The sequence below is a fragment of the Bartonella sp. P0282 genome (genome assembly GCF_048452985.1).
In the GTDB taxonomy this organism is placed as follows: Bacteria; Pseudomonadota; Alphaproteobacteria; order Rhizobiales; family Rhizobiaceae; genus Bartonella; species Bartonella choladocola.
In genome coordinates, this window is the sequence record NZ_WTFO01000001.1 from 16,894 (window position 1) to 40,594 (window position 23,701).

General features: G+C 46.2%; 19 protein-coding genes and 2 tRNA genes. 10 read left to right on the top strand and 11 right to left on the bottom strand.

What is annotated here, in order from left to right; all coding sequences use genetic code 11:
- The first annotated feature begins 423 nt into the window (after positions 1-423).
- The gene (locus GQS64_RS00110; protein WP_077993914.1) at positions 424-1,716 is read left to right on the top strand and encodes a L,D-transpeptidase; all 1,293 of its coding nucleotides are present in this window, start codon (positions 424-426) and stop codon (positions 1,714-1,716) included.
- Positions 1,717-1,769: 53 nt separating this feature from the next.
- On the opposite strand, the gene GQS64_RS00115 is transcribed toward GQS64_RS00110, so the two are convergent.
- A complete protein-coding gene (locus GQS64_RS00115; RefSeq protein ID WP_198230287.1) occupies positions 1,770-3,767 on the bottom strand; it encodes a hypothetical protein in 1,998 nt (665 codons plus the stop codon).
- A gap of 86 nt (positions 3,768-3,853) precedes the next feature.
- Between GQS64_RS00115 and GQS64_RS00120 the strand changes: the two genes are divergently transcribed.
- Complete coding sequence (locus GQS64_RS00120; RefSeq protein ID WP_077993917.1) at positions 3,854-4,570, top strand: NAD-dependent deacylase; 717 nt, start codon at positions 3,854-3,856, stop codon at positions 4,568-4,570.
- A 390-nt stretch (positions 4,571-4,960) separates the two neighbouring features.
- On the opposite strand, the gene arsC is transcribed toward GQS64_RS00120, so the two are convergent.
- Both arsC and GQS64_RS00130 read right to left on the bottom strand, forming a co-directional pair.
- Complete coding sequence (arsC, locus tag GQS64_RS00125) at positions 4,961-5,332, bottom strand: arsenate reductase (glutaredoxin) (protein WP_077993919.1); 372 nt, start codon at positions 5,330-5,332, stop codon at positions 4,961-4,963.
- A 415-nt stretch (positions 5,333-5,747) separates the two neighbouring features.
- Positions 5,748-5,833 (bottom strand) — tRNA-Leu (locus GQS64_RS00130).
- Positions 5,834-6,002: 169 nt separating this feature from the next.
- Here GQS64_RS00130 and GQS64_RS00135 point away from each other — a divergent pair.
- The 6 genes from GQS64_RS00135 to dut all read left to right on the top strand — a co-directional run bounded on the left by GQS64_RS00135 (position 6,003) and on the right by dut (position 10,771).
- A complete protein-coding gene (locus GQS64_RS00135; protein WP_077993921.1) occupies positions 6,003-6,590 on the top strand; it encodes a YqaA family protein in 588 nt (195 codons plus the stop codon).
- Between the two features lie 74 nt (positions 6,591-6,664).
- The gene (locus GQS64_RS00140; RefSeq protein WP_077994689.1) at positions 6,665-7,144 is read left to right on the top strand and encodes a disulfide bond formation protein B; all 480 of its coding nucleotides are present in this window, start codon (positions 6,665-6,667) and stop codon (positions 7,142-7,144) included.
- On the top strand, positions 7,131-8,009 hold the full coding sequence (gene gluQRS, locus GQS64_RS00145) for a tRNA glutamyl-Q(34) synthetase GluQRS (protein WP_077993922.1): 879 nt from the start codon (positions 7,131-7,133) through the stop codon (positions 8,007-8,009). The genes GQS64_RS00140 and gluQRS overlap by 14 nt, the downstream gene beginning before the upstream one ends.
- A gap of 82 nt (positions 8,010-8,091) precedes the next feature.
- Positions 8,092-8,583 (top strand): GNAT family N-acetyltransferase, encoded by a 492-nt coding sequence (locus tag GQS64_RS00150; protein ID WP_149866701.1) that lies wholly within the window; start codon positions 8,092-8,094, stop codon positions 8,581-8,583.
- Positions 8,584-9,228: 645 nt separating this feature from the next.
- Entirely contained in the window at positions 9,229-10,215 is a 987-nt protein-coding gene (mbfA, locus tag GQS64_RS00155) for an iron exporter MbfA (RefSeq protein WP_198230288.1), read from the top strand.
- A gap of 85 nt (positions 10,216-10,300) precedes the next feature.
- Positions 10,301-10,771, top strand: coding sequence for a dUTP diphosphatase (gene dut, locus GQS64_RS00160; RefSeq protein ID WP_198230289.1), 471 nt, complete (start codon positions 10,301-10,303; stop codon positions 10,769-10,771).
- A gap of 228 nt (positions 10,772-10,999) precedes the next feature.
- On the opposite strand, the gene GQS64_RS00165 is transcribed toward dut, so the two are convergent.
- Genes GQS64_RS00165 through fdnG form a run of 3 tightly spaced genes read right to left on the bottom strand, consistent with a single transcriptional unit; the run spans position 11,000 to position 15,709 of the window.
- The gene (locus GQS64_RS00165) at positions 11,000-11,680 is read right to left on the bottom strand and encodes a formate dehydrogenase subunit gamma (protein WP_077993929.1); all 681 of its coding nucleotides are present in this window, start codon (positions 11,678-11,680) and stop codon (positions 11,000-11,002) included.
- Positions 11,670-12,614 carry a formate dehydrogenase subunit beta gene (gene fdxH, locus GQS64_RS00170; RefSeq protein ID WP_198230290.1) on the bottom strand — a complete coding sequence of 315 codons (945 nt, stop codon included), beginning with the start codon at positions 12,612-12,614 and terminating at the stop codon, positions 11,670-11,672. Before fdxH ends, GQS64_RS00165 begins: the two co-directional genes overlap by 11 nt.
- Entirely contained in the window at positions 12,611-15,709 is a 3,099-nt protein-coding gene (gene fdnG / locus GQS64_RS00175) for a formate dehydrogenase-N subunit alpha (RefSeq protein WP_198230291.1), read from the bottom strand. The genes fdxH and fdnG overlap by 4 nt, the downstream gene beginning before the upstream one ends.
- A gap of 371 nt (positions 15,710-16,080) precedes the next feature.
- Here fdnG and selD point away from each other — a divergent pair, with 371 nt between their 5' ends.
- Positions 16,081-17,124, top strand: a complete 1,044-nt coding sequence (gene selD / locus GQS64_RS00180) for a selenide, water dikinase SelD (RefSeq protein ID WP_198230292.1) — start codon at positions 16,081-16,083, stop codon at positions 17,122-17,124.
- Between the two features lie 375 nt (positions 17,125-17,499).
- Positions 17,500-18,159, top strand: a complete 660-nt coding sequence (locus GQS64_RS00185) for a DUF4167 domain-containing protein (RefSeq protein WP_198230293.1) — start codon at positions 17,500-17,502, stop codon at positions 18,157-18,159.
- 401 nt (positions 18,160-18,560) lie between these two features.
- Here the strand turns inward: GQS64_RS00185 and GQS64_RS00190 are convergent.
- From GQS64_RS00190 to exbD, 5 genes are all read right to left on the bottom strand, one after another.
- Positions 18,561-18,656: transfer RNA gene (locus GQS64_RS00190), tRNA-Sec, on the bottom strand.
- Positions 18,657-18,693: 37 nt separating this feature from the next.
- Positions 18,694-20,622, bottom strand: a complete 1,929-nt coding sequence (gene selB, locus GQS64_RS00195; protein ID WP_198230294.1) for a selenocysteine-specific translation elongation factor — start codon at positions 20,620-20,622, stop codon at positions 18,694-18,696.
- Positions 20,619-22,001 (bottom strand): L-seryl-tRNA(Sec) selenium transferase, encoded by a 1,383-nt coding sequence (gene selA / locus GQS64_RS00200; RefSeq protein ID WP_198230295.1) that lies wholly within the window; start codon positions 21,999-22,001, stop codon positions 20,619-20,621. The genes selB and selA overlap by 4 nt, the downstream gene beginning before the upstream one ends.
- A complete protein-coding gene (fdhE, locus tag GQS64_RS00205; protein WP_198230296.1) occupies positions 22,001-22,915 on the bottom strand; it encodes a formate dehydrogenase accessory protein FdhE in 915 nt (304 codons plus the stop codon). Before fdhE ends, selA begins: the two co-directional genes overlap by 1 nt.
- 343 nt (positions 22,916-23,258) lie before the next feature.
- Positions 23,259-23,696 (bottom strand): TonB system transport protein ExbD, encoded by a 438-nt coding sequence (exbD, locus tag GQS64_RS00210; RefSeq protein ID WP_077993950.1) that lies wholly within the window; start codon positions 23,694-23,696, stop codon positions 23,259-23,261.
- Positions 23,697-23,701 lie beyond the last annotated feature (5 nt).

The window sequence follows — 23,701 nt, forward strand, 5'->3', positions numbered from 1 at the left end:
TCATCACTATTGTTACCGGTCATCGTTAAAAAGCAATGCGTGAATCATTTGCGAAAAAATCGGAAGATGACTTCGCTGCAATTCGGCAAAAGCAATTATCCGGTCAGGAGAGACGGGAAAATCTTCCCGAATTTCAAAAATGCATGTGCCAAATACATATCGGGGAATAACAATTCAAAATATCGCGCTCGGTGCGTTCCAAACCTATAAATTCAGTGCATTCCGGTTCTCTAAATAATGAGAATAAAAAACTGTTCTCTTTTGAACGCCGTTTCAGTCCGGATATTCGATAACAGTCGACATTGTTTGAATAATGTGACGGCACACAGAATAAAGGCTGCCTTTTTCCTGCCTCCAATTTGGTCTAGAAAACGGGTTCTTTGATTTAAACGAATTTATGACAATAGATTTGCGCGGTTCATAATGTTTCAAATTTCTTCCGGTTCTTGTTTGGCTTTTACTATTTTTGTCACATCAATAACTCCTGTTTTTGCAAGCGAAGTTGAAAAAGATGAAATAATCCGGCTGGCACAGCTTTATGACCCCGCCGATGCGCCGCGCCATAGCCAGCAATTGCGCATTTATCAGGATCAATACGGGCGACGGATCTATGTCGACGAACGTGGACAGGTTGTGCGTGTTGAAGAACCGCAAAACTACCCGCACGGGCTAACCCCTCCGCCTTATGAAACAAATAATCAGGGGCCGGTAGAAGGCGGAGCACCATACGATCAGGATGTACCGGAAGCGCCTGACGCAAGGCCCTATCGCGGCAGCAGGCAAAATAATTCGCCTAACTATCGCAAAAATACCCCGCATTATCAGACCGGCGATACTCCGTCCGAACATACGCCTGCAATCAATGTTCCCAAAGGGCGTGAAACGATAGCAGCTGTGCAAATTCTGATGGATCGGCTTGGCTCTTCACCGGGGGCAATTGACGGACAGGTTGGAAGCAATTTTGATAAAGCAGCCGCCGCCGCAAGCGAAATCAGTGGTCGTTTCATTGACCCCAACGACAAGCAACGGCTTGATTCGGCATTGCAAGCAACCGGCGGTCCGGCCTTTACACAATATACAATTACAGAAAGCGATGTTAACCGGCATTATGCGTCTTCAATTCCCGCCGACTATGCAATGAAAGCACAAATGCCTGCTATGGCTTATACTTCGGTCAGGGAAATGTTGGCAGAACGCTTCCATATTGATGAAAATTATCTGCAACAGCTCAATCCGCAAGCCCGTTTTTCCCGTGTTGGTGAAACAATCAAAGTTCCCAATCTCGTTTTACCAAAGCGGGAAAGTGTCGTACGCATTGTTGCCGACAAGGCTCGCAAACAAGTGCGCGGCTATAACGCGGAAGGCCGTCTTGTTGTGGCTTATCCGGCAACAATCGGCTCCACTGATAATCCCTCGCCTTCCGGTACTGTACAAGTTGAACGAATAGCCTTTAACCCGAATTATACTTATAACCCCAAAGTCAATTTCAAACAGGGAAGTAACAACGAAATTCTCACAATTCCCCCCGGCCCCAACGGACCGGTCGGCACCGTCTGGATAGCTCTTTCAAAACCCACTTACGGTATTCACGGGACGCCCGACCCGTCACGGATTGGCAAGACTTCCAGCCATGGTTGCATACGTTTGACCAATTGGGATGCCGAAGAATTGGCAAAATTGGTAAAACCGGGCGTGGTGGTTCACTTTACCGATTGATATTTGAAGTTGATAAGCTCTTTGCGTGAGAGGTAACAATACAAAAAGCGGTTTTATTTCCGGCTGAATGGCCAAAAATTCAAAAACCGCTTTTTGGTGAGTTCATCGATTCTCGATCTAACTTCAGCCAAAGCATTGTTGCAACGTTTTGTAGCCTTCTTGTCATCACTGGCAACTGCTACCGCATGGAGTTCTGCAAGCAGTTCTGCTGCTTTTTCGAGCAATGGTCGCGCCTGTTTTGCGGGCACAATTTCTGCCCAGTCTTTCAACATCAGCGCATAGCTATTCAATATGTTGACCAATTTGTTATATTTATCTTTCAATACCGGCGAGGCTAGCAATTCCTCATAAATTGCCTGCGATTTCGGGAACGCATCCGGTATGCCGCCAAACGAGCCAAGGCGCCATAAAATAAGTGCATGGTGAGAACGCGTGTCGAGTTGTTCTTCTATATTATCAACGGTTCCCTTCGCGATAACAGAAAAGGCTGTTTCTACGGCAATATTGGCAGCCTTTAACAAATCAACCGGAGTTTCGGAATCTTTGCGCCGCGCCATTGCGTAAAGAACATGAGCGAGATTGCTATAAAGGCGGAATAGATCTCTTTTGTCTTTTTCCGGATCGAGTTTGGAAATTGCCAGCCGGAAATCCAGCTCCGCCTGTTTAAGCAATATCAATCCCTGATGGCTTTTTTCATCCTCTCCGAGACGGGCACGGGCAAGAGCACGCCATTGCAAAATCCGGTTCACAAGTTTTGCATTCTGCTGGCCTTTGACCGTTTCCAGAACCTGATTATAAAATTTTACCGCCTCACGAAGCATGTCGCCACGTTTTTCCGGCGCTTCGATATTGGCTGCAGCCTGAAGGGCTGCACCAAGTTCAATAAAATACGACAACCAATCCAATGGACGGGCAACTTTTATTTCTTTACCGACAGCTTTTCTCAACGCGGAAATAGCTTCAAGCCTTTTTTCAAGCTCCCGAAATGGTGAAGATGCCAAATTGGCAAGCTGCGTCAGATCTTTTCCCATATTGCCGTAAGCAAGTGCAAGCTCCACGGTTTCTCCCTTATCTTTGACAAGGGCTATATTTGAACGGTAAAGCGCAACTGCCTTTTCCAAAAGTGGAATTGCATTTTCACTATCTTTTTGCTGGGCAACAAGGGAAAGTGCCAATGCTGTTTCATTCTGAAGGCGAAAAAGGGCATTGCTCGTATTGTCATTCTTCAATGATTTGTTAGCATTTTCGTAAGCCTTCAGCGCATTTTCCATAAGGTTCACATTGTTCGGACTATCCAATGTTGCAAGCTGCATCAATGTTCGCCCCATTTCAAAATAGACATAGGAAAGATCCTGTGGGGCATCATCACCGTTGAAAAAGACCAATGCCGTCTCGAAACGTTCGATTGCCTGTTCGAGGTATCCTCTCGCTTTTTCAACCGGCTCTATGCGAGCCAATTCCGCCGCAACCAGCGCACTTGCAGACACGGCGAGCGACCAATAATGGAAATTTTCTTTTTCCCTTAGAATAGCAATGGCTGCATCGAATGCTTCCATTGCCAATTTCAATCTTTCCTGACGTGGCCGTGAAAAATCTATGTCGGAAAGCGCACGATAGACGTGGCCTTTTTCCGTCAATATCAGTGCGCGATCAAAAGCACCTTTCTGCTCTGGCAGGCCGCTATAAACTTCTTCAAGTAAAGAAAGCCCGCGTTTTAACCGCAAAACTGCAATTTCGCCACCTTCTCTTAAAGCATAATTGCGCAGACACCGCACATAGGAAACAATGATTCCTCCCCAGCGGGTAAAATTTTTCTTGCGGGTAAAAACCTGTAGGGCTTTTTCAAATCCGGATGCGGCTTCACTGTAATGACCGAGGGCATCATCTTCCCCTTCTTCGGCATCGGCAAGTGCCAGCAGTGCTTCTGAAAGTTCGATATGCGCTTCTGCCCACGAGGCATTATTTTCAGCACGTTTTTTTAGCGACAATGCCAAATCTGCATCCTCAACCTTCTGTCGAAGCGTTTTTTTGCTGTCACTATCCAAAGCCAACCGAACGATTCCTTTTAAAAATAAATCCTTTGTAACATATGCATTTCTGATAAAACAGAAATAACCATGTCACGAGCGAGTAATAAATGAATGAATTCCCCAATATTGTTGTTCTAACAGGCGCAGGTATATCTGCCGAATCAGGGTTGGAAACCTTCCGTGGCAGCGATGGTACATGGAATAAATATAAGGTCGAAGATGTTGCTACGCCGGAAGCCTTTGCACGAAGCCCCCGTCTCGTCAATGACTTCTATAACAAACGCCGACGTGATGCATTAAAAGCCTCACCCAATAAAGCGCATTTTGCGCTCGCCGCGCTGCAAAAGCATTTCACAGAATCCTTTGTACTTGTGACGCAGAACGTTGATGATTTGCATGAAAGAGCCGGTTCGACAAATGTTCTTCATATGCATGGAAGGCTCAATCAGGTTCTGTGCCTTTCCTGCCATAAAAAATCCGAATGGCTCACCGACGTAACAGAAACAAGTGTTTGTCCGCATTGTCACGCCAAAGCGAGTCTCAGACCCGACATCGTATGGTTTGGTGAAATACCCTATTATATGGAAAAAATCGAAAATGCGCTTTCCAGAGCCGATATTTTTGCTGCTATCGGAACATCCGGCCTCGTCTATCCGGCGGCCGGTTTTGTAAACCTTGCACGTCTTTCAGGCGCAGAATGTCTGGAAATCAACCTTGCTGCCAATCCCCATTCCTATACGTTATTCGATGAAGTCATTTCCGGACCGGCAACAAAGACCGTACCGGAATTTGCACAAAAGCTCATTGAAAAATATCAACATTGAGGGTTTCAAACGTAAAAAACGGGTTTAGAACCACCGGCATATCGAATGATAATTCAAATTATTTTCAAGCAAAAAACAAGGTTCAAAACCGGACCGGAATGAACAAGGAAATGTTTTCAATAAGTGACAAGGTTGACTGAAGTGACAATGCCGGATGAAGTGACAAGGTCGGATGAAGTGACAAGGTCGAATGAACTAACAAGTCGAATTTTAATTTATCGGGTTAATCTATTTCAAAATTGAAGGAAAAGTTTTCAACTGGCGATTTTTAATGCGCATTTCGTCCGACACCATTTGTCCGGAAAATAGAAAGCCCTACCGGACTTTCATTATTTTTGTAGTTCTGCGCCCGAACGTTTGTCGGCTCATTATCAGCTTTTATAAAAAGCTTTATTCTTCCGGTAAAATCAGAAGATTTGTTACCTTTTCGGCCGGTCTACACAATTGAACCCCTTTGGGACAAACGACAATCGGCCGGTTTATCAATTCAGGATAATCGTGCATCTTGCTGGCGATGACATCGTCCGGCAATGTTTCATCGTCAAGACCCTGTTTTTTATAGGCCGGTTCTTTCGTCCGCAAAAATTCGCGGATGGAAACATTGGCCCGATTGGCAAGCCAAAGAAGCATTTCCGGTGTGGGTGGTGTTTTCAGATATTCGATAATATGGGGTTCATATCCCATGGCGCGCACAAGACCGACCACGTTTCGCGAGGTTGCACAACGCGGGTTATGATAAATGATAACATCGGTATTTTGCATAAATTGCCCCTTTTATAATTGAGTATTCTCTATCTGCTTTAACACGGCCGGAAAAGATTTGCCGAGGATATTCTATCTGTTTCCTGACCGATAGAGCAATTATCAAACCCGTTTTTATGTTTTTGATATAAAAGCGGGTTACTGAAACGTTTTTTAAAAATATCGGTTGGGGAGACTTGAATCTTTGCGTCTATACGACACGAAAAAAGTGCCGGAATTTTTCTTGAATAGATAAAAAGCCGAATGACAAGGTGTTTTTATATGGGAGAAAAAAGCCGCGTATGGGCTTTCATATCAGGAAACTATTATCATCAGATAATCTTATAAAAATTATTTGTTTCAAGATATTTCTTGAAGAACATCTTCAAGCAGCCAACAAAATAGCAATGAAGCCCAGGAATCATGAAAGTCTGATTGGTGCGGGTGGTCGGAATCGAACCGACACTCCTTTTGGGAACCAGATTTTGAGTCTGGCGCGTCTACCAGTTCCACCACACCCGCATCGATGAAGTGAGGACACAAACCTGTGTCATGGATTTGTTGAGTTATATTAAGAACCGATGTCTCGTCAACTGTCTTACGCACAATTATCTTAAAAAAATTTGTTCGAGCTACTGGATTAACGCTTTAACCCTCTTTAGAGATAGCATCATTGACGAGGAAAAGAAGAATGCTAAAAAAGCTCGGAGACTGGACACTATCTCTTGCGGGCCGCCGGTCGGCAGAATATTGGCTGGCGTTTATCGCTTTTGTGGAAAGCTCTGTCTTTCTCATTCCCGCCGATGTTCTGTTTATCCCTATGTCGCTTATCAACAAAGAAAAGACCTATCGCTATGCCTTTATCGCATCGCTGTTTTCTGTTCTTGGCGGCGTACTTGGATGGCTTATCGGCCATTTTGCATATGAAGCAATAGCAAAACCGGTTCTCGAATTTTATGGAAAATTTGAAACCTTCGAGGCATTGCGCAGCAATACCAGTATGGAAATCATTCTGCTTTTGCTCATTACGTCGGGAATATCACACCTGCCACCAATCAAGGTAGTGACGATTCTTGCCGGTGTTGTGGGAATGAATATATGGATTTTCATCCTTTCGGCAATTATCACACGCAGTGCGCGTTTCTATTGTCTGGCCTGGCTCATAAGCCGTTATGGTGCAGCCATGCTCGAATATATCCTGCCCAGGCTCAAATGGATTATCGCTATCGCTTGCACTGTTCTGATAATCGGCTATATTTTTTATAAAATATTGGTTTAAAGGAATTCGGAGTGATCGGTTTCGCCTCGCCCATTTATTTATCCGGACGGCTTCAAACGATTCTGTCATGTTTGATGCTGGTCATTATGGTGATCGCGATTGGAACGGCACTCGGCTTTGAACATATTGGCGGCTATATGCCGTGCAAATTGTGCCTTGAAGAACGTATTCCCTATTATTCGGGCATCCCTTTGATGGCTGTTACTTTTATTCTGTCTTTAAAGGGAAAGCCGGGGATTCTTATCCGTGTGCTTTTTTTAATTTGCGCCGTTTTGATGCTCTATAATTGCGGTCTATCTATCTATCACGCCGGAGCCGAGTATAAATTCTGGCAAGGGCCGACAGATTGTTCGGCTGCAGCAACCGCGATTACCACCGATGCAAATGATTTGCTCGCCAATTTGAATAGCAAACGCCCCCCCTCTTGCGACAAGGCCGCAGGATATTTTCTCGGTCTTTCATTTGCCGGTTGGAATGGCGTTTCAAGTCTCATTTTGACTGTTCTGGGTTTTATCGGCTCGTTTTGTGCCTTCAAGAAGAATGGTGAACTCTAAAACTGCCAGATTACGTTTTGCCCCCAGTCCCAATGGATATTTGCATCTGGGGCACGCCTATTCGGCACTTGTGAACAAGCATATCGCCGATGAGTTGAATGGCGAGCTTATCTTGCGCATGGAAAATATTGATACAATTCGTTGCACAACAGAGTTTGAAAATGCAATTGTTGAAGATCTTTCATGGCTCGAATGCGATTTTCAAAAGCCGTTCAGACGCCAGTCGGAACATTTTTCCGACTATAGAAAGGCATTCAACGAACTTGAAAAACTCGGACTTGTCTATCCTGCATTTTTGACCCGTGGCGAGGTGAAAGAAATCATTGCCGAAGCTGAACGGAAGGGTAAAAATTGGCCGCGTGATCCCGATGGAGTGCCACTTTACCCGACAGATGAACGCTCTCTTTCACCTGTGAAAGCGAAAAAAATGATCGCCGAAGGTGTGCCCTATTCATGGCGGCTCAATATGGATCTGGCACGGCGTTTTTTAAACAAAGAGCTTTTCTGGTACGAATTTAAAGGCCATGAAACCGGAAAAATTATAGCGCGTCCGGAACTGTGGGGTGATGTCATTATCGCGCGCAAAGACATCCCGACAAGCTATCATTTATCGGTTGTTGTCGACGATGCTCTTCAAAAGATCAGCCATGTCGTAAGAGGAGCCGATCTCTTTCAAGCAACTTCGGTTCACCGGCTGTTACAGGAGATTCTGGGTTATAAACCGCCGCTTTATTACCACCACCCGCTGGTTCTTGGTCGAGACGGGCACAAATTGTCAAAATCCAGCAAAGATACAAGTTTGCGCTCGCTGCGTGAACACGGGCTATCGTTACAAGACATTCTTGCCATTTTGCCGGAAATTTGACCGTTGCTACAGTTCCCCCCTCTTCCCACCGTTTTAAAAAACGATTAGGGTTTGAAATCATAATATTCGATGGATTTTAAAAATGATTACTATTAGACCGGCCGAAGAACGTGATCTCGAAGCCATCACAGATATTTATAATGATGCAGTAAAAAACACACTTGCGATCTGGAATGAAAAAACCGTCGATATTGATAATCGTCGGGAATGGCTAAAGACGAGAAATGCAAGCGGATATCCGGTTCTTGTAGCAGATGATGATGGTAAAACTGTCGGTTATGCAAGCTATGGCCCGTTCAGACCTTTCGAGGGGTATCGCTATTCTGCCGAAATATCCATTTATATTGAAAAAACCCAACGCGGCAAAGGCATCGGAAAAAAACTTCTCGGTGCCTTGATTACCCATGCCGAACAAAACCATATCCATGTGCTTATTGCCGGTATTGAAGCAGGTAACAAAGCATCCATAGCCATTCATAAAGCCTTCGGTTTTACCATTACCGGACACATGCCGGAAGTCGGCACAAAGGCCGGACAGTGGCTCAATCTTGTGTTGATGCAAAGAATTCTCTAGCTGTTAGCGAGGCTTTATAGATATTTGTCATGAATGTCTCTTTAATTCCGGAGACATCGGCTTTATCTTTATGGCCTCTTGGAGGAAGTGATAATTATTCCTTCCCCTTTATAGCGTTCCAAATATTGTTCTAAATATTGTTCCAAAATATAAGCGAATGATCGGGCATAAATAAACCGGTTGGAGTGGCAATGAAAACCAACGCCGATGGTCGCTATAGAGCACTTCTTACATTTTAATCCGGCTTGTTCCGAGCTATCGGCGAATTTTCATCCGCGCCGGATAATGTGGACAGGAAATTGCTTTTTTGCAATTCTAAGGGTGACATTCAGGTTTATTTTTGTCACAAATCAAAAGGGGTTAAATTCCGTTTATTAAAAACCGGAGATTGGGTAAAGCGATCATGTTTATCAAAACCAGACGGGTGCAAACAAAAATTCCGGTTGGAAACGATTGGAGGAGCGCAGAAAAGCCCCATATTCCGGCTTGCAGGTTAATTTAAAAGGCTTAGGCCCCGCCACTCATCCATCTCAACACGCGTTCCAGCCGGATAAAGGCATTCACAATCCGGTGCAAAGCGTATTTTACAATTGAAATTCTTACCAACTCGATTAGTTTAGAACAATTCTAATTTGCAGGTTCCAAATGTTTTCAAAACTTTTCGCCTCTTCCTATCGCAAACCATTTTCCTCGCTTAGCGAAAAGGAAATTCTCGCTCTTGCCATTTCCTCTGAAGAAGATGATGAGCGCATCTATCTTAACTATGCTGATGGTTTACGTGACGAGTTTCCCGCAACTGCCAAGATTTTTGAAAAAATGGCGGATGAGGAACATAGCCACCGCGACAGGCTGATAAAGATTTTTGAAAAACGTTTTGGCAAAATGATTCCGCTTATCCGGCGCGAACATGTCAGCGGCTTTTATGATCGCAAACCGGATTGGTTGGTTCGCCCGCTCGGCATTGATAAAGTGCGTGATTCGGTTGCACAAATGGAAGACCAATCGGCACGCTTTTATGAACAGGCTGCCGAACATGCCAAGGATGCGGAAATACGCAAACTCCTGGGCGATCTTGCTCTTGAAGAAAAACACCATGAAGATGTGGCGATCGAGCTTGAAAAGAAATACACGCCGAAATCGGTTGCCGATGAAGAACGTGCAAAAGAACGCAAGCAAACGCTTCTCACATGGATCCAGCCCGGCCTTGCCGGTTTGATGGATGGTTCGGTTTCAACTCTGGCACCGATTTTTGCGGCTGCCTTTGCCACCGGTGACACAAGACAAACATTTCTCGTCGGTTTATCGGCTTCACTCGGCGCGGGTATTTCAATGGGCTTTACCGAAGCCGCCCACGATGACGGAAAACTATCCGGCCGCGGCTCACCAATCAAACGCGGCATTGCCAATGGTGTTATGACTTCTTTGGGCGGTCTCGGACACGCGCTTCCGTTTCTCATTCCCGATTTTCACATCGCAATTGCCATTGCATTTGCTGTTGTGTTTTTTGAATTATGGGCAATTGCATGGATCCAGAACAAATTTATGGAAACACCATTCTGGCGTGCCGCTTTACAGGTTGTTGTCGGCGGGGCTCTGGTTTTTGCAACCGGTATTCTTATCGGTAGCGCTTGAAAAAGACCGCTCCAAGGGAACTTGTAACTTTTCGCTATCCCCTTTAAAAGGGTTGGTAGTGATTATATCGTCCTGAAGGCTTTCCATGTCGCAAACAGATTCTTCCGTTAAACTTGCTATCCGTCGACTTCCCCATTCGGAAGGGCTGAAATTGCCTTGCTATGAAACCGCAGGCTCGGCGGGAATGGATTTGAGAGCGGCATTGGAAGAAGGAAAAGAGCTTATCCTTTCCCCCGGTGAACGCGCACTCGTCCCTACAGGTTTGATATTCGAGTTACCGGAAGGATATGAGGCGCAAATTCGCCCGCGTTCGGGGCTGGCCTTCAAAAACGGCGTTACCTGTTTGAATACACCCGGCACAATCGACAGCGATTATCGCGGTGAAATCAAAGTTCTGCTTATCAATCTCGGTCAGGAACCATTCACAATTACCCGCGGCATGAGAATTGCACAAACTGTCATTTCACCCGCTCCGCAAATTGCCGTTGTGGAAACCGCAACAACTTCGGATACAATTCGCGGCACCAAAGGGTTTGGTTCAACCGGACACAACTAAACAATTAGAATCCGTAGAGATTTAAAAACAACAAACCTGAAAATAAGACAAAGCCTCTGAAAAGAAGTGCGAATGCCCGATTTATTACAGGGGTTCTTATCAGGTTCTCTTTCGCCTTCTGCGGTATTGCTTTGATAATATCGACAACAAAACAACGCTCAAAAATATAAAACCGCAATGTTTGGAAAAACATTGCGGTTAAATTCATTGAAACCTCAAGGCCTGAACCTAGCGGTCTTTAATGCGATTTGCCCTCAAAAGCGCGATATACCATTTGCGATGGTGAGCCCATGCAAAGCCGCCGGAAATCTTGCCCTTTATCATTGCGCCGATTGAACCGGCAACCCAATAACCGGCATAGACATGGAAAATCCACACCGCGATAATACAGGCGGCAACCAGTGAATGGGTAAGCAATGCATAACGCTGCCATTCAATAGGAACAAAAGGTGCAAAATAGGCTTGCCAAACCATAAAGCCTGTCACAATCAATATGATAAGACCAATCGACATCGACCAGAAAATACATTTTTGACCAAAATTGTATTTTCCGATCATTGGCAGTTTTTCTTCATCGCCTTCAAGAACATCCTTGATATCGACAATCCATTTCAAATCCGTATTTTCCCAGATATTGAGGCGCCAGAAGCGGAAGAAAAGTCCGGCAAAACTGATAACCATGACAACACCGATATAAGGGTGAATGGTACGCACAACTTGCCCGCCTCCAATGAGGTTTGAAAGCGGGAAAAGCGGTGGCCAATACATCATCAGACCGGTCAATGCCAAAAGAATCATTGAAATGGCGCCAATCCAGTGGTTGATGCGCGCGCCTTTTGTATAGCGGTCGACCATAACCGGATTACCTTTATGGACATAATCGTATTTTTCATAAAGCTTATGCGTCATGATCGATATCCTCCAGAGTCTTTTCGGCTCGTTCTTCATCGTGTTTGGTTACTCTTGTACGCCCGATGAAGATACCATGTGCGGCAGCTCCAAGGATAGCCGCAGCAATAGCACCAAGCCCGAAATATTTGGAAATGCCCTTCCACGTTTTCACAATCGGTGAAATGTGCGGGTCTTCCGGCAGGTTTGCATAAATGCTTGGTTGATCGGCATGATGGAGAACATACATGACGTGCGTTCCGCCAACCCCTTGCGGGTCATAAAGACCGGCATTCTTGTAACCGCGGGCTTTCAGATCGGCAATGCGCTCTTTGGCATGTTCTTTAAGCTCGGCTTTTGTCCCGAACATAATGGCTTCGGTCGGGCAGGTTTTTGCACAAGCAGGCTTTTGCCCGACAGCAACACGGTCCGAACACAAGGTGCATTTATAGGCTCTGTGGGTTACTTGCGAGACACGCGGAATATTGAAAGGACAGCCTTTAATGCAATAACCGCAACCGATACATTTATCGTGAATAAAATCCACAATACCGTTGGAATATTGCACGATAGCACCCGGTGACGGGCAAGCGGCCAGACATCCCGGTTCCGAACAATGCATGCAACCATCCTTGCGGATAAGCCATTCGAGTGCATCTGTTTCCGGATTAACCCATTCTGTGAAACGCATAATTGTGAAAGCGTCCGGAGAAAGGTCACGTGGGTTGTCATAAACACCGACATTGTCACCAATTTCGGGGTTCAGTTCGTTCCACTCCGAACAGGCCGATTGGCAAGCTTTACAGCCGATGCAGCGTGAAACGTCAATCAGCTTGGCGATTTCTTCCAATTTTCGCTTCGGTTTCGGCGCTGGCGAAGCGGAAATCCGGATGTAATCATCCGGACCGATCTGCGGTTCGATTTTATCCTGTGTTGGAGGATTGATATTAATCATTGTTCCGCCTTTCCATTCTCATCGACTGGTGCTTTCGATTTTTCCATATTCACCAGAAATGCCTTGAATTCAGGCGTCTGGGAATTGGCATCGCCGACAAACGGCGTGAGCGAGTTAGGACCGAAGCCTTTCTTCGCCTCTCCGATAAAGCCCCAATGCAGTGGAATGCCGATAACATGAACCGGTTTGCCGTCACAAATGATCGGACGGATACGTTTGGTAACCAGCGCTTTGGCAAAAACCTGCCCGCGTTTGTTCCAAACTCTCACCCAATCACCTTTTACAACACCTTTCTCTGCTGCCAGTTCTTCCGAAATTTCAACAAAGAATTGCGGTTGTAAAGCAGCGTTGATCCGGTTGTTTTTCGTCCAATAGTGGAAATGCTCGGTCAAGCGATAAGAGGTTGCAGCATATGGGAATTCATCACTCGTTCCCAATTGTGCAAGATCTTCATCGAAGATACGAGCGGCCGGATTGCCACGAATATTCGGAGCAATCGGGTTGACGACCGGCGATTCAAACGGCTCGTAGTGAACCGGGAACGGTCCGTCGCGAAGTCCGGCAAGCGTAAACAGTCGTGCAGTACCTTCCGCATTCATAATGAATGGACCAACAGCGTGCGGATCGGATGCAGGCGGAATATCCGGAACATCAAATCCCGTCCATTTCTCGCCATTCCATTCGATAACTTTACGTTCCGGATCCCAGGCCTTACCGTCAAAATCGGCAGATGCACGGTTATAGAGAATGCGGCGGTTTGCCGGCCATGCAAATGTCCACTTCGGATAAAGTCCGGCACCGTCATAGTCGGTGTTATCACGCCGTGCCATCATGTTTCCGTCTTCGGTAAAGCTGCCTGAATAAATCCAGCAGCCCGAAGCAGTACTTCCATCGGCCTTCAAGGAAGCAAAGCCTGGAACCTGTTTGCCTTTTTCAAGGATTTTTTTGGTCGGGTCTTTCGGATCATAAAGATCTTCGACAGCATAACCGTTCATTTCCTTGGCAAGTTCTGCCGGCTGAGGTTCGCTTTCGTCCTCATATGGCCAATGGAGATTGACGATAGGATCGGGGAACACACCGCCTTCTTTTTCATAAAGCTTCTTCAGCCTCAACCAGAGTTGCGCCATGATCCATGTGTCGTGCTTTGCCTCACCCGGCGGATTTTGCCCTGCCCAGTGCCACTGCAACCAGCGGCCGGAATTGACAACAGCACCTTCATCTTCGGCAAAACAGCTTGTCGGCAATTGGAAAACTTCCGTTTTGATTTCGGATGTATTGACATCATTGAAATCACCATGGTTTTCCCAGAAACGTGCCGTCTCTGTTTCCAACGGATCCATCACGACGAGGAATTTCAATTTGCTCAAGCCACGCTCGACCTTTTTACGGTTCGGGAAAGCAAGAACAGGATTGAAGCCTTGGCAGAAATAGCCGTTCATCCGGTTATGATCCATCAGGTCGACAGCTTTAAGAATATCGTAATTGGCGATATCAAGCTTCGGCAGATAATCATAGGCAAAGTCGTTTTCTTTTGTTGCGGCCTTACCCCACATTGCCTTCATGAACGAGATGAAGAACTTGTCATAATTCTGCCAGTAGCTGACCTGATTCGGCCGTGTCGGCGTGAACTTGCGTTTTCCGAGATAGGTCTTGAGATCTGTCTCGTTTTCCATCGGAATATTCATATAGCCCGGAATGAGGTTGGACATCAGTCCGACATCTGTCAGGCCTTGAATATTGGAGTGGCCACGAAGTGCATTCACACCGCCACCACGAACACCAATGTCACCAAGAATAAGCTGCAACATGCACATTGTGCGAATGTTTTGCGCACCCTTGGAGTGTTGCGTCCAGCCGAGAGCATACATGGATGTCATCGCCTTTGTCGGGCTTGAACATTCTGCAATCATCTCGCAGATTTTAAGGAACTTATCCTTAGGTGTACCGCAAATTCTTTCAACCATTTCAGGCGTGTAAACCGAAACGTGTTTTTTAAGAAGCTGCCAGACCGAACGCGGATGCGTCAAAGTCTCGTCATTCTTGGCATAACCGTTCTCGTCCATTTCGTAGGACCAGGTCGAGCGGTCATAATCACGTTTGGCTTCGTCATATCCGGTAAACAGGCCATCTTTGTAACCGAAACCTTCATTGACGATCAAACCGGCATTGGTGAAATGTTTGACATATTCATACTGAACTTTGTCATGCGTTATGCAGTAGTTGATGACACCGGACAAAAAGGCAATATCGGTTCCCTGACGGATCGGTGCATAAAAATCGGCAACCGAAGCCGAACGGGTAAAGCGCGGATCAACAACGATCAGCTTTGCACCGCGATGCTCTTTTGCATAGGTAACCCATTTGAAGCCACAAGGATGTGCTTCGGCAGCATTACCACCCATAATAATGACGAGATCCGTTGCACGGATATCCGTCCATGGATTTGTCATCGCGCCACGACCAAATGTTGGGCCCAGACTGGACACCGTGGGGCCGTGTCAAACGCGTGCCTGATTATCGAATACCAGCATACCGCATGAACGCACGACCTTATAAGTCGCAAATGCGGTTTCGTTTGTAGCCGCAGAGGCTGCGAGAAATCCTGTTGTCAACCAGCGATTGACTGTTTGGCCTTTTTCGTTTTTCTGAACAAAATTGGCGTCGCGATCATCTTTCATGTAGCGGGCAATTTTATCGAGTGCCTCGTCCCATGTGATTTCTTCAAAGTGATCGGAACCGGGGCGACGAACCTTCGGTTTTGTCAAACGGTTCTTTGAATGGATTGTATCAAGAAGGGCTGCACCTTTCGGGCACAGAGTTCCATGATTGGTCGGGTGGTCAACATCACCCTCGACGTGGATAACTTTTGCTGTGCCGTCTTTCATTGATCCTTTTGAATAAAGGATAATGCCGCAAGCAACCGAACAATAAGTACAGGTTTGTCGGGTCTGGGTTGTTGAAGCCAACCTGAAAGGCTTTATCGCCGAAACAACGGTCGCCTCGGCTTCACTAAAGCCGAGTGCCCCCAAGGCTGTTGCGCCGACACCCGCACCAGCACCCTTTAAAAAGGCGCGACGCGAAATTTCTATATTCATACGGGCTTTCCTCTAGTATTTTTCGATCATCCCACAAGCTCACAATTGTAAATCAACAATTGTTCCAAAGCAACCAATCCTGCTTTGAAAAAGTCCAAACAACGCTCTGTTAGAACATGAGCGGATGTCTGCCGGTCGGGTGAGATCATCTACAATATTTCGATATGTGTCGCAAAAACCGATAATGCAATCGGCTTTTCTATGACAGTCGCGTTATTGTGAACACAATTAACGTCTGGTCAACGATCTGGTCAACGATCAGGGATGAAGAAGCGCTGCATTGCACGCAGGTTTGACAAATGGTAACATTGGCTTACCACCGGATATAAACTGGTATCCGCAGGAAAATGAATAATTAAGAGGATATTTTGATGACACCCTTCCGTTTGACAAGTCTTGCTCACGGTGGGGGTTGCGGTTGTAAACTGGCACCCTCCGTTTTGCAGAAAATGCTGAAAAACCAGCCGGAATATGGACCATTTGAACATTTGTTGGTGGGAACCGAAACGAGTGATGACGCCGCCGTTTACGAACTTGACGATGGCACTTGTGTTATCGCTACAACAGACTTTTTCATGCCGATGGTTGATGACCCTGTCACTTTTGGTCAAATCGCCGCGACAAATGCTATTTCCGACGTTTATGCCATGGGCGGAAAGCCGATTATGTCGCTGGCAATCCTTGGTATGCCGGTTGACAAGATTGATCCGGCCATTGTCGGAGAGATTTTAAAAGGCGGGCGACAAAAAGCCGCAGAAGCCGGCATTGCTGTCGCCGGTGGCCATTCGATCGACAATCCCGAACCTGTCTATGGTTTGGCCGTTATCGGCATTTGCAAAAAAAGCGAGATCAAATTGAACGCCCGTGCCCATGCCGGTGACAAACTCGTTCTCATGAAAGGTATCGGCGTCGGCGTTTATTCGCATGCATTCAAAACCGGAAAACTTTCCGATGAAGCCTATCAGGAAATGATTGCATCCATGACGCTTCTCAATAAAATCGGTACAGAGCTTGGAAATAACCCCGATGTTCACGCCTTGACCGATGTGACCGGCTTCGGGATTCTGGGACACAGTCTTGAAATGGCTCAAGGTTCCAATGTCGAGATTGCTATAAATTATTCGAAAATTCCGTTTCTCAAGCAAGCCGAGGCACTCGCAAAAGACGGTTGTTTTACCGGTGCTTCACGCCGCAACTGGGATAGCTATGGCGAACATATTGTGTTGCCGGAAAACTATCCCGATTATAAACGCTTTCTGTTGACCGACCCGCAAACATCCGGCGGCCTTCTTGTGTCAATTTCGCCGGAGAAAGCCCAATCACTCGTTGCTTACGGGAAAAGCAAGGGCTATCCACTCTCTACCATTATTGGCGAAGCCCGCAATGGCACTCCAAAAGTCGTTATAGAAGAGTGATTCGAGTGGCTTTTCTCGCCCGCGGACGGGGTTGCTATCGGCAATTTCCCGCCCGAACGGGCGACGATTTACCAATATGACCCATTTTTGCGAACAATTCTCTCTTTTCATTTGAATTAGATAATGAATTTTGAAAAAAATGCTTGGCAATTCGGTTGAAGAACGCTAATTTCCCCCATATCAAATAGATCGTCATGGAACTTAGCTATTGGAGTCGTTTCCATAGGCTTTTTGAGATTTTCAAAAAATTGGTTTGAGCTTGATGGCTTGTCAACAAGCATAATCAAAAACGGATATTGGCGCGAACGCCATCATATCCCTGTCTGAAAATCAACTGAATAAAATTAGATAAAACATATTCTTAAAGAGATCATTATGAGGCCACAACAAAATAGGCGCATCCGTGGACGCAATAATAACAATAATAATCGTCGCGGTCCAAATCCTCTTTCACGCAATTATGAAAGTAACGGTCCGGATGTAAAAATTCGTGGTAATGCACAACATATAGCAGATAAATATACTGCTTTGGCTCGCGATGCGCAGGCTGCCGGTGATAGGGTGATGGCAGAAAATTACCTGCAACATGCCGAACATTATGTTCGCATCATTCTGGCAGCACAGGCACAAATGCCGCAACCGATCCAGCGTGAAGAACTGATTGATGACGATGAAGAGGACGAGAATACACCGGTCGTTTCTTTGGAACTGAATGAAGAGCATGAAGCCGCAGGAAGTGGCCCGCAACCGGAAATTCAGGGTGTTCCTGCTGAAGTCGCTCTTGCCGAGGATTCAGACGAAGTCGGTAAGGTTGTAGAACTCAAGAAACCCCGTCGTGCACCACGTCGTCGCAGCACACCGGCAAATCGTTCCGATGGCGGTGAAAACGAGGCCGAAGAGCAAGTAAAAGAAAAAGCGGAAGCTTCTGAAGAGACGGTTGAAAAACCGGTTGCAGCCGAAGAGGTTGTTGAAAAGAAACCGCGTCGCAGACGCACGACAAAACCGAAAGTGGAAAAGGCTGAAGAAGAAGCCTGAGCCATTCTATGGGATTTATCAAACTGTGAGATTCATCAAATCAGACGGGCTATTGCCCGTCTTTTTTATTTTTGCTCGCATTAATAGGTTTTTTGCCGGTCTTTTCGGTTTTACCCTTTTTATTTCCCCGTTAATGGCAGACCAATTTTTGCTGATTACAAGTTTCCAGAACTTTGCGGACACATATCCTGCCAATTTCAAAAAACTATCGTGATGAATTCTGTTTTACAGAAGACAAACTTGGTCGAAAACGTCTCTAACGCCCGTTAGTTTTCGTGTTCCCGACGTTCAATGGCTTATGCCTTTCCCGACACTTGACGTGCCAAGGCGATCAGCAACGGTTCGGGAATAGTGATGATAAGCGATGGGCTTCAATCGGACATCATTCAATTAAAAACAATTGGCGGAAGAGCATGGGAGTCGAACCCATAAAAGACCGTCTCACGGCCCCTTACGGCTTTGAAGGCCGCATCCATCACCGGATGAAAAGCCCTTCCGAATGTCTTATGCGGCTTTTAGGCAAAAACTGCAAGCCTAACTATCGGCAAACAAGTCGAGCCGATGCGGATTTAACCGCCTTATGTCGCCCTTTCTGATTGTCACACCGTGGCGGTCAAAAAATTCCAGCAGAAAAATGGAAACCTTGCGGCCGTTATTCAGCCGGTCACGCAAATCGGCGGCGATAAATTCGTGCTTTTCTTTTTTTTCGGCAATGTCCCGCATAATCATAATAATTTCAGCCAGCACTTCACGCGGGAAGAAATAGTCTTGCGCCACTTCATAGACACGCCCCATTCGTGCGCATGATTTGAGAATTTGCCGCATATGATTTTCATCAATTCCAAGTTCTTGCGCAAAATCGCGCGTACGCGGCGGGCGAAAACGTTCTTCACCTTTCAAAACTTTATAGACACGTTGCCAGATTGCTTCATCTTCAGGCGATAATTTGGCTTCATGACCGGCAAGCCCCACCCAGGCGCCGCGAATTTTCAACCGGCCTTTGTCAATTTCGTTCTGTAACAGATCACGAAAATAAGGGGCACGGATTTCGCGGGCAACGTCACGCCGCAATTTTTCAAGCCCGACACCGAAAAGATCAGGCTCGTTTTTATGAAATTCGACAAGATAATCGACAATCGCCTTTTGCAGGCGTTGTTCTTGTTGCTGTTCCATAACAAACCGGTCTTGACCATGTTCGAGAACAACAAAATTTCCACTCGCAAGAAGTTTGGCCGCCTCGACTTCAGACAGGTTACGCGCACGACAAAAATAAAGCCAGTCAATGCCATAAGGCGGCAATGCCAGAATTGCCGACAAAGCTTGAAGATGATTTTCATTTTCCATTGCGGCAAGAAATTTGAAACGCTCAGGTGAGCGACGGTGGCGTTCCGGTGCCAGCGGGTCAAGAATAATACCGCCACCAATTGTACGGCTTGCCGATGTATCCCGAATAACAAAACGGTCGCCGCTTGCGGCAATCACAGCTTTATCGGAAATAATCTGCACATAAGCGGTTTCACCGGCTTTCATTGTGTCTTGCGACAAAAATACAAGACGGGCATTGGTTTCCAATGAACCATGGTGCAAGTGAACAGGAAACCATTGTTTCAAAGGCTTCGGTTCAGATGAAAGAATTCTGAGACGAACATCGAACCTTTGACTTGGCTTATCAAGAAACGGGTCAATGACCATCATACCCCGTTTAACTTTATCCTTGTTGATTGCGTCGCCCACAATATTGAGTGCTGCCCTGTCGCCCGTTCTTGCCTTTTCGGAAACTTCATCCTGTACATGGATAGACCGTAATCGCGCTGGCAGATGATTGGGGGCAATTACCATAAGATCATTGGTCGATGCTTCACCTGAAAGCACGGTTCCCGTCACCACAGTCCCCGCACCGGAAAGCACAAAACAGCGGTCGATTGCATGGCGGAAACGCCCATGGGAAACACGTTTTTTCAAATGCAGGGCTGCATTTTCTATCTCTTCCCGAAGAGCCGCTATCCCCTCGCCGGTCAGTGACGACACGGGAAAAATCGGTGCATTTTCAAGAAATGAACCTTTGAGAAATTCGTGCAATTCCGCTTGCAATGCATCAACACGCTCTTTGTCGACAAGGTCGATGCGTGTGATGACAACAACCCCGTGTTTTAACCCCAGAAGCTTCAATATTTCAAAATGCTCGCGCGTTTGCGGCATAATACCGTCATCGGCAGCCACAACCAGCATGACATAATCAATGCTACCGGCTCCTGTCAGCATGGTATGGATGAGTTTTTCATGCCCCGGAACATCCACAAAACCGATACGTTCGCCATTTTTCAAAGTCTTATAAGCAAAACCCAGTTCAATTGTGATACCACGTTGTTTTTCCTGTGGCAGACGATCTGTATCAATGCCTGTCAATGCTTTGACGAGAGCCGTTTTTCCATGGTCAATATGACCGGCAGTACCAATAATCATGATAATTTATCGAGATTGTTAACAAAACCGTTTGTGTCATCAAGGCAGCGTAAATCAAAAACCAGCCGGTTGGCATGCATGCGTCCGATAACGGGCTTTGGCAATTGGCGCAAACGATAAGCGAGTTCCGTCAAGGAATTTGTCGGGTCAACAGGACTTACCGAAATACCGTAGCTTGGCAAAGTTTCCATTGGCATAGCGCCTGAGCCTACCTGACTATTACACGGGCAGATTTCAACATGATAAGCCGGTTGAAAAAATTCGCTTATTTTTGCGCATAAATCGGCGGCCTGATGGGCAATATCGCTTTGGCTCCGCGAAAGATAACGCAAGGTCGGAATTGTTGTGTTCCTTTTTTCTTCATTCCGATAGGCACGCAAAACCGCTTCCAGTGCCGCAAGGCGCACTTTGTCGACACGAAGCGAGCGTTTCATGGGGTTTTTATTCACACGTGCAATCAATTCCTGCTTGCCGATAATAAAACCGGCCTGAACACCGCCCAATAATTTATCGCCGGAAAAAGTGACAATATCTGCACCCGCTTTGATGACATCCTGAACGGTCGGTTCATAGGGGAGCCCGAAAGTCACGAGATTGACGAGCGTTCCCGAACCGAGATCTTCCATCAAAGGTATATGACGCGTTGCAGCCAATGCCGCGAGTTCTTTTGTGGTAACCGCAGAAGAAAATCCTTCAATACGATAGTTCGATGTGTGCACTTTCAATAAAAGTGCGGTCTCTTCATTGATGGCTTTTTCATAATCGGCAAGGTGGGTGCGATTGGTTGTTCCCACTTCCACCAGCTTGCAACCGGCACTTTCCATAATATCGGGCATACGGAATGCACCGCCAATTTCAATAAGTTCGCCACGGGAAATAATGCTTTCGCCCTGTTTGCCCGCAAGCGTATTCAACACCAGAAGAACGGCTGCCGCATTATTGTTGACAAGGGTTGCATCTTCCGCACCGGTAAGCTCGCAAATCAATTCGCGCAAATGGTCGTCGCGTTCTCCCCGCTCGCCACTTTCAAGATCATATTCCAGTGAAACGGCGTTACGCATGGCATTAACGGCATTCTGGATTGCAACTTCCGGAAGTTGCGCACGTCCGAAATTGGTGTGCAAAATTGTGCCGGTTAGGTTGAACACGGCGCGCATGGTCGACTGGGCATCCACCTCCAGCCGTTCAAGTGCCATCATTGCCAGAACAGCGCTTGTGCGTGGTGTGCGTCCTGCCTTGATGAGAATGCGCTCATCTGCAAGGGTTGCCCTGATAGCATCGACCGTTGCACTGTGCCCGAATTCGGCTTCCGCCTCTTTTGCCGCTCGTTCGGCAAGAATTGCGTTGACCGGAGGTAGGAGAGAAAAATCTGCGACCATCAATAACCCGCCAGAAATGGATTGAATGCACCTCTTTTGAATGTACCATCCTCTTTCATCAAAAGATCAAGTGCCAATGAACCTATATCATCGGCAAACACATCGAAATGGCTATCTTTTTGATGATTCATCTGTTTGCAATAGCGTTTGCAGGTATCACATGTCTCGGCAAGTATCGTTCCCGGCCCCCCGTCTATCTCGCGGAAACTGATACCTTTGGTTTCTTCGCAAAACGTGCATTTGATGCGTACATAACGCCACATGGATCCACAATAAAGGCATGAACAGAACCGGATGCCTTCCGAAGATGGCCAACCGACAATCATCGAAGCCGAATGCGTACCACCGCAACAGGGGCAAAGATTGCCTTCAATAGGCTGCAATTTCTTTGCGTCAAGTTTTGCAGCAGCCAATGCCAATGTAATCTGCAAAGCGCCGGTTACGTAAATATGCTGGGCCAAATTTTCCTGCGGCAATTTGTGCGCAATAATATCGGAAGCCCAATTTTGCCATTTTGCCTTATTGGCTTGTGTATCCTCAAGGGCAAGGAGGCTTGAACCTTTCAACTTTCTTTTGCCGAGAACTTTGAAAAAACTATTCGCAATCTCGTCAAAAACAGGGGCAGATATAATTGCCTGCCGGTCGATCGGCGGCATAACGAATTTTTGTGCCTGAACCTGATCGGCTGTCGGAATATCGCTTGTAGAAAACTCGTTACAGACGAATTGCTGTGCTCCGGTAAATTCCACCATAAAATCTATATAGTCTTTAACCGGACTTGTGGGAGCAAGCTCTTCAAAACGTTTGCTCCGTTCCTCGAATAACGTATTAATATCGGGAAGCCGGACGAAAGGAGGCGTGCGCATATGACCGACTTCGGTCATATCTCCTTCGAATTTTTTATTACGCGGCATATTTCAATGGACTCCATTTTTAGTTCGGTCAATTTTATAACCGGAAAACGGAACTTGTCCAACCAATCTATAAATGTCGAAGGATAACACTTGAAAAATAAGGCGCAGAATTCAATAGGGCTGCCTTTGAATGATAATTTTGCCATCTGATTTGAGCGATGATTTTGCTTTCAAATTTGAGCAATGCTTTGGCCGCCAGATTTGAATGATGCTTTTGCCATCTGATTTGAGCAATGATTTTGCCGTCAGATAGGTCAATCTTTTTGGCAAGAACAGGATTTTAACACCATCCGAAGTGAAACAAACCCGCTTTGACAGCTTGTTTCACAGGGGACAGCTTATTTTATTGTGGAGCCGGCGCCGATGTTTTTTCCAAACCGACAAGACCTATTTTTGTGTATCCGGCCGCACGCAATTCATTAAGAAGTTCGATAATGCCGCTATATTCCACGCTTGCGTCACCACGAATAAAGATTTTTTCTTCATGATTGTTTGAAGTAAGCCGATCAAGAGTCGTCCTGAGGTCGTCCAAAGACGCTTTTTCTTCTCCTACATAAAGCGATTTATCCTGCTGCAATGTGATATAGACCGGTTTGTCAGGTTTTGGTTGCGCAGGTGTCGAAGATGTCGGCAGCTGCACCGGAATATCGCTTGTTGCCAGAGGTGCGGCAACCATGAAAATGATGAGCAAAACCAGAATAACATCAATGAACGGCGTTACATTGATTTCATGACTGACATCAAGTTCATCACTGTCGAGATCTGAAAGCTTTGTTGCCATCTCTT

Coding starts and splice junctions, on each gene's coding strand:
- GQS64_RS00110 (WP_077993914.1), top strand. CDS start 424: ATGTTTCAAATTTCTTCCGGTTCTTGTTTGGCTTTTACTATTTTTGTC.
- GQS64_RS00120 (WP_077993917.1), top strand. CDS start 3,854: ATGAATGAATTCCCCAATATTGTTGTTCTAACAGGCGCAGGTATATCT.
- arsC (WP_077993919.1), bottom strand. CDS start 5,332: ATGCAAAATACCGATGTTATCATTTATCATAACCCGCGTTGTGCAACC.
- GQS64_RS00135 (WP_077993921.1), top strand. CDS start 6,003: ATGCTAAAAAAGCTCGGAGACTGGACACTATCTCTTGCGGGCCGCCGG.
- GQS64_RS00140 (WP_077994689.1), top strand. CDS start 6,665: ATGCTGGTCATTATGGTGATCGCGATTGGAACGGCACTCGGCTTTGAA.
- gluQRS (WP_077993922.1), top strand. CDS start 7,131: ATGGTGAACTCTAAAACTGCCAGATTACGTTTTGCCCCCAGTCCCAAT.
- GQS64_RS00150 (WP_149866701.1), top strand. CDS start 8,092: ATGATTACTATTAGACCGGCCGAAGAACGTGATCTCGAAGCCATCACA.
- mbfA (WP_198230288.1), top strand. CDS start 9,229: ATGTTTTCAAAACTTTTCGCCTCTTCCTATCGCAAACCATTTTCCTCG.
- dut (WP_198230289.1), top strand. CDS start 10,301: ATGTCGCAAACAGATTCTTCCGTTAAACTTGCTATCCGTCGACTTCCC.
- GQS64_RS00165 (WP_077993929.1), bottom strand. CDS start 11,680: ATGACGCATAAGCTTTATGAAAAATACGATTATGTCCATAAAGGTAAT.
- fdxH (WP_198230290.1), bottom strand. CDS start 12,614: ATGATTAATATCAATCCTCCAACACAGGATAAAATCGAACCGCAGATC.
- selD (WP_198230292.1), top strand. CDS start 16,081: ATGACACCCTTCCGTTTGACAAGTCTTGCTCACGGTGGGGGTTGCGGT.
- GQS64_RS00185 (WP_198230293.1), top strand. CDS start 17,500: ATGAGGCCACAACAAAATAGGCGCATCCGTGGACGCAATAATAACAAT.
- selB (WP_198230294.1), bottom strand. CDS start 20,622: ATGATTATTGGTACTGCCGGTCATATTGACCATGGAAAAACGGCTCTC.
- selA (WP_198230295.1), bottom strand. CDS start 22,001: ATGGTCGCAGATTTTTCTCTCCTACCTCCGGTCAACGCAATTCTTGCC.
- fdhE (WP_198230296.1), bottom strand. CDS start 22,915: ATGCCGCGTAATAAAAAATTCGAAGGAGATATGACCGAAGTCGGTCAT.
- exbD (WP_077993950.1), bottom strand. CDS start 23,696: ATGGCAACAAAGCTTTCAGATCTCGACAGTGATGAACTTGATGTCAGT.